Annotated in this window: 1 protein-coding gene; it reads left to right on the top strand. The window is 36.3% G+C overall.

What is annotated here, in order from left to right:
• A partial coding sequence (locus tag AC2FA3_RS15135; protein WP_490510305.1) for a cupin domain-containing protein occupies positions 1-217 on the top strand: 217 nt, incomplete at its 5' end.
• Positions 218-281: the final 64 nt, after the last annotated feature.

Raw genomic sequence — 281 nt, 5'->3', positions numbered from 1 at the left:
AGTGATTCCTGCTGGAAAAAATGTTCCGGAACACTTCGTTGATTATGATGTAATTGTGGTTCCAATTAAGGGTAAGGCCATCTTTGGGGATGTCACCGAGAAACGTGAAGAAGTGGTAGTACCAGGTGATATCGTCCAACTTCATCCTAATGAACATCATTATTTAAAAGCAATTGAAGATACCGAAGTCATGGTAATTAAATCAAAGTTAAAATAGCAAAGTTAACTGAATGAAGCCTTTAACCATTACTAATGGGTAAGGCTTTTTTGGTATAATCTTC

The organism is Janibacter sp. CoH_79_TC_3 (assembly GCF_058197955.1).
Note: the sequence above shows the minus strand (reverse complement) of the source record. Positions and strands in the feature narration are given on the sequence as shown.